Origin of the sequence: Pseudomonas sp. PA-1-3F, from assembly GCF_021609665.1 — a bacterium.
Lineage (GTDB): Bacteria > Pseudomonadota > Gammaproteobacteria > Pseudomonadales > Pseudomonadaceae > Aquipseudomonas > Aquipseudomonas paracarnis.
The window spans coordinates 158,280-166,042 of sequence record NZ_WJZD01000012.1 but is presented as its reverse complement, the minus strand read 5'-3'; the positions used below and the strand labels follow the sequence as shown (position 1 = coordinate 166,042).

9 protein-coding genes are annotated in these 7,763 nt (G+C 57.6%); 1 reads left to right on the top strand and 8 read right to left on the bottom strand.

The window, feature by feature from the left end; genetic code table 11:
* On the top strand, positions 1-246 hold a 246-nt coding region (locus GIV26_RS11020; RefSeq protein ID WP_236280475.1), incomplete at its 5' end, for a hypothetical protein.
* Positions 247-274: 28 nt separating this feature from the next.
* On the opposite strand, the gene msrQ is transcribed toward GIV26_RS11020, so the two are convergent.
* The 8 genes from msrQ to GIV26_RS10980 form a co-directional block, all read right to left on the bottom strand.
* Positions 275-895, bottom strand: a complete 621-nt coding sequence (gene msrQ / locus GIV26_RS11015) for a protein-methionine-sulfoxide reductase heme-binding subunit MsrQ (RefSeq protein WP_236280472.1) — start codon at positions 893-895, stop codon at positions 275-277.
* Positions 895-1,908 (bottom strand): protein-methionine-sulfoxide reductase catalytic subunit MsrP, encoded by a 1,014-nt coding sequence (gene msrP / locus GIV26_RS11010; protein ID WP_054898035.1) that lies wholly within the window; start codon positions 1,906-1,908, stop codon positions 895-897. Before msrP ends, msrQ begins: the two co-directional genes overlap by 1 nt.
* A 63-nt stretch (positions 1,909-1,971) precedes the next feature.
* Positions 1,972-2,829: a CDP-diacylglycerol--serine O-phosphatidyltransferase gene (gene pssA / locus GIV26_RS11005; protein ID WP_014719927.1), complete on the bottom strand. Its 858-nt coding sequence runs from the start codon at positions 2,827-2,829 to the stop codon at positions 1,972-1,974.
* Between the two features lie 144 nt (positions 2,830-2,973).
* Positions 2,974-3,990, bottom strand: a complete 1,017-nt coding sequence (gene ilvC / locus GIV26_RS11000; RefSeq protein WP_054917939.1) for a ketol-acid reductoisomerase — start codon at positions 3,988-3,990, stop codon at positions 2,974-2,976.
* A gap of 47 nt (positions 3,991-4,037) precedes the next feature.
* Positions 4,038-4,529 (bottom strand): acetolactate synthase small subunit, encoded by a 492-nt coding sequence (gene ilvN, locus GIV26_RS10995; RefSeq protein WP_003176102.1) that lies wholly within the window; start codon positions 4,527-4,529, stop codon positions 4,038-4,040.
* Positions 4,530-4,531: 2 nt separating this feature from the next.
* Complete coding sequence (locus tag GIV26_RS10990; RefSeq protein ID WP_014719928.1) at positions 4,532-6,256, bottom strand: acetolactate synthase 3 large subunit; 1,725 nt, start codon at positions 6,254-6,256, stop codon at positions 4,532-4,534.
* Positions 6,257-6,688: 432 nt separating this feature from the next.
* Positions 6,689-7,018, bottom strand: a complete 330-nt coding sequence (locus GIV26_RS10985) for a YqcC family protein (RefSeq protein WP_057975454.1) — start codon at positions 7,016-7,018, stop codon at positions 6,689-6,691.
* Positions 7,018-7,752 carry a tetratricopeptide repeat protein gene (locus GIV26_RS10980; protein WP_054917942.1) on the bottom strand — a complete coding sequence of 245 codons (735 nt, stop codon included), beginning with the start codon at positions 7,750-7,752 and terminating at the stop codon, positions 7,018-7,020. Before GIV26_RS10980 ends, GIV26_RS10985 begins: the two co-directional genes overlap by 1 nt.
* Positions 7,753-7,763: the final 11 nt, after the last annotated feature.

Here is a 7,763-nt window from a genome sequence, read left to right as displayed (position 1 = left end):
TTTGCTGTCAAGTGGTTATTTTCAGAAGTTTTCGAAGATTTCTTCAACAACTTCAACCACTTGCGCTTGCGATCTCTCGTAAGCGGGAGGCGAATTCTACAGCGTTACACGCTGCTGTCAACACCTCCTTTTCAACTTCCTTTCGGCTTCGATGAACTGAAGCAACTTGCTGCCGAAAACTGCATAACTCATTGTTTACCAAGGAGTTTTCCGTTTCGACTGCGCCGGAAGTGGGGCGAATTATAGGCCTCCAGAATCTGCCGTCAAGGCTTAATTACGCTTTTGTTGCAGAAGGCGCTTTTTTAGCAATAAGGCGAGGGATTCGACGCATTACCGGCGGCACGCGGATCAACAGAAGTAGCGCACCTATAGAAGCGTAGATAGCCCACTCCTTCAGATCCGCCCGCACTATCCACAGCATGTGCAGCAAACCGAGCCCAAGAATCACATAGACCAGACGGTGCAGCTTCTTCCATCGACTCCCCAACCGACGCTGGCTATAGCGGTTCGACGTAACGGCCAACATAAGGAGAGCAACAAACCCCAGCGCCCCCACAATGATGTAGGGCCGCTTGCTCAACTCTACGCCGAGCTGCGACCAATCCAGCCCCAGGACAAACACACAATAGGCCGCCAGGTGCAGCACAACATAAGCAAAGCACCACAGCCCCAACTGTCGTCGCACTGCTATCCACCCCGCCCAACCGCTCAACTTCTGCACCGGCGTCATAGCAAGCGTGATCAGCAATAAAATGAGCGTCCCCAAACCCAGGCGATCAACGAGCACCTTGCCTGGATCAGGCCCCAGCGCAGAACTCCACGCTTCATACAACCAGAGCAATGGCCACACTGCTGCGGCTACAAACACGCCGATGCGCCAGATGGGATAGCGCATCAGTAGTTCTTCCGCAGATCGAGGCCTGTATATAAAGAAGCGACCTCATCCGAATAGCCATTGAACATCTGCGTCTCGCGCACATTCGGACTAAACAGGCCGCTCGGCAGACGGCGCTCCCGCGCCTGGGTCCAGCGCGGGTGATCGACCGTAGGATTCACATTCGCATAAAACCCATACTCATCAGCTGCAATACTCTGCCACGTCGTTTTCGGCTGCTCACTGACCAGACTGATACGCACGATGGACTTCACACTCTTGAAGCCATACTTCCACGGCACCACCAAGCGCAACGGTGCACCGTTCTGGTTAGGCAACTCCCGCCCGTACATGCCCACAGCGAGGATCGCCAACGGATTCATCGCCTCATCCAGGCGCAGCCCTTCCACATAAGGCCAATCGATCAAGCCGAAACTTGAGCGTTGCCCAGGCATGCTCTTGGGATCCTGAAGGGTTTCAAAACGGATGTACTTGGCTTTGGAGGTTGGCTCGACCTGCTTGAGCAACGCCGAGATGGGAAAGCCTATCCACGGAATCACCATGGACCATGCCTCGACGCAACGCAGGCGGTAGATGCGCTCTTCCAGCGCATAGGGTTTCATGAAGTCTTCCAGGGCATAGCGCCCAGGTTTTGCGACTTCACCATCAATCACCACACTCCAGGGCTGCGTCTTGAGCGAGCCCGCATTCGTTGCCGGGTCGCCCTTGCCTGTCCCGAACTCATAGAAGTTGTTGTAGTGAGTTGCATCCTTGAATGGCGTGATGGCCTCATCTTTGACCGTCACCGACTGCCACTTCGCATTCGGAAGTTTTTCCGTAAACCAGTTGGGCGCACTGCCCGGCTCGACGTCGGCATACCGCGAAGCATCGCCGGCACTGGCCCAACGCGGCAAGCTGCTGGCGGCAACACCGGCAAGCGCACCACCGAGCAGGCTGCGGCGAGAGAGATAGAAAGATTCAGGCGTGACATCCGATTCGTGACAATCGGACGCTTTGGGTAATTTGATTAACATGGTAACTCCGCAGCGTTGGAGAACTGATGCACCAATAGACTGCGGAGTATGGGGGAAATTACATTAAGACAATGTTTTGTCCCGACGCAGACGCAACAAGTACTGAATCGGGCCAGAAGCCGCATAGGCCAGGAACGCCAGCAGCAGGATACGCGGTGGATCACTGAACACGACCGCGAACACCAGCACCACCACAAGGATGGCCACGAAAGGCACGCGCCCCTTGAGGTCAAATTCCTTGAAGCTGTTGTACTTGATGTTGCTGACCATCAGCATGCCGGCCGCTGCCACCATCAGGGCAACCAGGAACGACATCTTCGATCCCTGAATCCCGTAGTCACTGAACGCCCATACAATCCCCGCGACAACACCCGCCGCTGCCGGGCTGGCAAGGCCGATGAAGTAGCGCTTGTCGGCAGTCCCTACCTGGGTGTTGAAGCGCGCCAGGCGCAAAGCGGCACCCGCGACATAGATGAAGGCAACCATCCAGCCGACCTTGCCCATGTCACCCAATGCCCAGGCAAACGCCAGCAGTGCGGGGGCAACACCAAAGGCAACCATGTCCGACAACGAGTCGTACTCGGCGCCAAAAGCACTTTGAGTATTGGTCATACGCGCCACGCGACCATCCAGGCCGTCGAGCACCATGGCCACGAAAATTGCGATAGCAGCAAAGCCAAAGTATTTGCTGGCACTCGCCGCATCACCCGCCGCCAGCGCGCTCTGGGCACTCATGGAGTTGATGATGGAGTAGAAGCCGGCGAACAGATTCGCCGTGGTGAACAGGTTGGGCAGCAGATAGATGCCACGATGCCGGACCTTGCGGCCTTCGGCGTCATGCCCTTCTTCGACATGTTCATCAATCGGCAGCATGCTTTCGGCGTCGGAAGCCTGGTTTGGCTCTTCGGGACGTTCGCTCATGGACTTTACCTTGCAACGGTGTGAAAAAATTCGACAGATACTTGCAGCGAGTGTTCGCCTGCAAACGATGCAGCTTTATACCAGAACCAACCCCTCAAACGAAAAAACGCGGCCTAAGCCGCGTTTTCCCTTGATGCGTACGACTTAGTTCTTGGCTTTGTCGACGATCTTGTTGGCACCGATCCACGGCATCATGGAGCGCAGTTGCTCGCCGATGACTTCGATACCGTGAGCGGCGTTATTACGACGCTTGGCGGTCATCGAAGGGTAGCCGGTAGCGCCTTCGCTGATGAACATTTTGGCGTATTCGCCGTCCTGAATACGTTTCAGGGCGTTGCGCATGGCCTGGCGGGACTCGGCGTTGATCACTTCAGGGCCGGTCACGTACTCGCCGTATTCGGCGTTGTTGGAGATCGAGTAGTTCATGTTGGCGATGCCGCCTTCGTACATGAGGTCAACGATCAGCTTCAGTTCGTGCAGGCATTCGAAGTAGGCCATTTCCGGCGCGTAGCCAGCTTCAACCAGGGTTTCGAAACCGGCTTTTACCAGCTCAACGGTACCGCCGCACAGAACGGCTTGTTCGCCGAACAGGTCGGTTTCGGTCTCGTCCTTGAACGTGGTTTCGATGATGCCGGTACGACCGCCACCCACGCCAGCAGCGTAGGACAGTGCAACGTTCTTGGCGTTGCCCGACGCATCCTGGTAGATCGCGATCAGGTCAGGGATACCGCCGCCTTTGATGAACTCGGAACGCACGGTGTGGCCCGGTGCTTTCGGCGCGATCATGATCACGTCGAGGTCAGCGCGCGGCACGACCTGGTTGTAGTGAATCGCGAAGCCGTGGGAGAAGGCCAGGGTAGCGCCCTTCTTGATGTTCGGCTCGATTTCGTTCTTGTACAGCGAGGACTGGAACTCGTCCGGGGTCAGGATCATGACCAGGTCGGCAGCCGCCACAGCAGAAGCAACGTCGGTCACTTTCAGGCCATGGGCTTCAGCCTTGGCTACGGTGGCCGAACCTTTGCGCAGGCCAACGGTGACGTCAACGCCGGAGTCTTTCAGGTTGCACGCTTGAGCGTGGCCCTGGGAACCGTAGCCGATGATGGCGACTTTCTTGCCCTGGATGATCGACAGGTCACAATCTTTATCGTAATAAACTTTCATGAGGTTCCTCTATATATCCAGGCCGTGAGGCCATTCGCTAATTTGGGTTAGATGCTGAGTACTTTGTCGCCACGGGCAATCCCGGTGACACCACTGCGTACGGTTTCCAGAATCGAGGCCGTCCCGATCGACTGGATGAAGCTGTCCAGCTTGTCGCTTGTACCGGTCAGTTGAACGGTATAAACGCTGGCACTCACATCGACGATCTGCCCGCGATAAATATCGGTAGTGCGCTTGATCTCGGCACGTTGGGCACCCGTGGCCTTGACCTTGACCAGCATCAGTTCGCGCTCGATGTGGGCGCTTTCCGACAGGTCGACCAGCTTGACCACTTCGATCAGCTTGTTGAGGTTCTTGGTGATCTGCTCGATCACCTCATCGTGGCCCACAGTAGTCAACGTCAGGCGCGACAGGGTCGGGTCTTCGGTCGGCGCCACGGTCAGGCTTTCAATGTTGTAGTTGCGTTGCGAAAACAGGCCGACAACACGGGACAAGGCGCCGGGTTCGTTCTCCAGAAGCAGGGAGATAATATGCCGCATGATTAAGTACGCTCCGTCTTGTTCAGCCACATGTCGCGCATAGAGCCGTCTTTGATCTGCATCGGGTAGACGTGCTCGCTGGTATCCACCTGAATATCGATGAACACCAGGCGGTCCTTCATGGCGAACGCTTCTTCCATCTTCGGCTTCAGATCTTTCAAATCAGTGATGCGAATGCCGACGTGGCCATAGGCTTCAACCAACTTGATGAAATCCGGCAACGATTCCATGTAGGAATGGGAGTGACGGCTACCGTAGCTCATGTCCTGCCATTGACGAACCATGCCGAGCACGCCGTTGTTCAAGCAGACGATCTTCACGGGAAGACCGTATTGCAGGCACGTCGACAGCTCCTGGATGTTCATCTGGATGCTGCCTTCGCCGGTGACGCAGGCAACGTCGGCATCCGGGAAGCTCAGTTTCACCCCCATGGCCGCAGGGAAACCAAAGCCCATCGTGCCGAGGCCACCGGAGTTGATCCAGCGGTTAGGCTTGTCGAACTTGTAGTACTGCGCCGCGAACATCTGGTGCTGGCCCACGTCGGAGGTCACAAAGGCGTCGCCCTTGGTCACTTCGCACAGGGTTTCGATCACGGTTTGTGGCTTGATGATGCTGCCGTCGCCCTTGTCATAAGGGAACAGGCCACGATCACCGCGCCATTCGTCGATCTGCTTCCACCAGCTGGCAACGGACTCCTTGTTCGGCGTTTCGCCGATGTCCTTGAGTGCAGCGACCATTTCGGTCAGTACACTTTCTACAGGCCCCACGATTGGCACATCGGCCTTGATGGTCTTGGAGATGGACGCCGGGTCGATGTCGATGTGGATGATCTTGGCATTCGGGCAGAATTTGCTCGCGCCGTTGATCACTCGGTCATCGAACCGCGCGCCCACGGCGAGGATCACATCGGCGTGGTGCATGGTGAGGTTGGCGGTGTAGCTGCCGTGCATGCCGAGCATGCCGACAAACTGACGGTCCGAACCCGGGAATGCGCCGAGGCCCATCAGGGTGTTGGTCACCGGCAGGTTGAGCAGCTTGGCCAGCTCGGTGAGTGGCGCGGAACCGCCGCCCAGAATCACGCCACCGCCGGAGTACAACACGGGGCGCTTGGCCGCCAGGAGCATTTCTGCCGCCTTGCGGATCTGCCCCGAGTGCCCACGGACGGCCGGACTGTAGGAACGCAGCTTGGCTTTCTTGGGAAAAACGTATTCGAATTTTTCGGCCGGGTTGGTCATGTCTTTCGGGATATCGACCACCACAGGGCCCGGGCGACCGGACTGTGCGAGGTAGAACGCCTTTTTCATGACTTCCGGGATTTCCGACGCGTGCTTGATCATGAAGCTGTGTTTCACGATCGGCCGGGAGATACCGATCATGTCGGTTTCCTGGAAAGCGTCGGTGCCGACCATGGTGCTAGGCACCTGGCCAGAGATGATCACCATCGGGATGGAGTCCATATACGCAGTCGCGATGCCGGTGATGGCATTGGTTGCGCCTGGGCCGGAGGTTACCAGTACCACGCCGGCTTTACCGGTGGCACGGGCGTAGCCGTCAGCCATATGGGTCGCGGCCTGTTCGTGGCGAACCAGGATGTGGGTAACAGCCGGTTCCTTGAACAGTGCGTCGTAGACATGCAGCAGAGCACCACCTGGGTACCCGTAGATATAGTCGACGCCTTCGTCACGCAAAAAGCGGACGAGCATCTCACCGCCAGATAAAAGCTCCACGTTGTTCACCTCTAAAACGCCAGAATACCGTCCGTTAAAAAACCGACGGGTCTTAATAGGTTTACTTCTCAACAGAGCATGAGCGACGGTGGTCGCCGACTACGTCAGCACTGACTGAGCAAGTATTGGGATCGTCCCAAGTGTTGCGGGCTTTTCCCACCCAGCGCGAGGTAACGCGTTGCGGGTGTTACAGGTCGGCGCGGATGTGCGCCTCATGATCTGCTGAGCGGGCCTGCTTCTGGCAGTCCCGATACAGCGGACTTTGGATTCTTCTGTTTCACGTCCTTCAAGTCAAGCAATAATTGCGCTTTTTTCCAACTAAGCGCATGAGAACGCAGAAGAAAGGGCTTTGAGGAGGGATAAAACTCGCCTGAATGTCGTCAAGCGGTAGAAATGTGCGCAAGACTGCCGGAAAAACCGGCAGTCAGGCAATTAACGAGCGTCGGCGATCAATTGATCGAACTTTTTCAGCGCGTTACGCAAGCCGAGGCTCTCCCGCGGCCGGTCGGCGTAGACCATCTCGGCCATTTCCAGGATCCCCGACGCATTCGGCAAGGGCAGGTCCTGTTCCAGGATCTGCTTCATACGCGCGAGGAAGATCCACTGCAGCCACTGGTGGAAGTCCAGAGTATCGACAGAAAAAGGTTCGACACTGCTGAGGGCTTCAACACTGGGGGATACTTCATCCCACCAGCCCTGAACGCGCAGTTCGCGCTCGATCAACAATAACTGCTCGGCAATCGCGGGAAAACGCGCATCCATCAGAGGCTGACCTTGGCTTTTTGCCGCGCCTGGGCGGCACCCGCTGCATCGCCCTGGGCGGCACGCGCATCCCCGATCAAGGCCCACAGGCTGGCTTGCAGGTCTGGGCGCCCATTGGCCAGGCTCAGGCCACGGCGAGCGAATTGCTCCGCCTGGGGCGCATCGCCCTGAGCCATGCGCACCTGGGCCAGGCGATAGAGCACTTGTGGCTCACGCGGCGCCACGCGCTGGGCACGTTCAAGGCTCGACGAGGCGCCATTCAAATCGCCACCCGCCTGCTGCTGCTGAGCGGTGGTGAGCAACGCCAGCACCGGGCCATCAAGTTGTTCGTCCGCCGACAACCCGCCCGCACTGGACGATGACGGAATACCGCTCGGCGTCGAAGGCATGTTGTAGGTGCCCTGATTGACCGGCGCGGTTTGAATCGGCGTGGAGTTCACCGGCCCGGAAGTGCTTGGGCCTGGGGTCCATGGCTCGGCACTGATAGGCGCCGAGGTTGCAGCCCCACTGCCGGGCACCATCACTACGACGCCGGAATCCTGGGGAATTGCCTGGGTTGCAGCTTGGGCAGGCCGTTTGACCACGGTCTGACGGAAGCCGCCATTGGCCGAAATGCGGTCGTTATTGGAAACGGACGTGCTTGAGTCCACCACAGGGATAGAGCCGCGCTGCACGCTGGAGCAACCGCCGAGCAAAGCCAGAGCCGTAATTGCTGGAATCCACAACTTGTTCACTTGAAACCCTC

Bases quoted from the DNA above. Each gene is read 5' to 3' on its own strand.
- pssA (WP_014719927.1), bottom strand. From the start codon at position 2,829: ATGAGCGAACGTCCCGAAGAGCCAAACCAGGCTTCCGACGCCGAAAGC.
- msrQ (WP_236280472.1), bottom strand. From the start codon at position 895: ATGCGCTATCCCATCTGGCGCATCGGCGTGTTTGTAGCCGCAGCAGTG.
- GIV26_RS10985 (WP_057975454.1), bottom strand. From the start codon at position 7,018: ATGGATGCGCGTTTTCCCGCGATTGCCGAGCAGTTATTGTTGATCGAG.
- ilvC (WP_054917939.1), bottom strand. From the start codon at position 3,990: ATGAAAGTTTATTACGATAAAGATTGTGACCTGTCGATCATCCAGGGC.
- ilvN (WP_003176102.1), bottom strand. From the start codon at position 4,529: ATGCGGCATATTATCTCCCTGCTTCTGGAGAACGAACCCGGCGCCTTG.
- msrP (WP_054898035.1), bottom strand. From the start codon at position 1,908: ATGTTAATCAAATTACCCAAAGCGTCCGATTGTCACGAATCGGATGTC.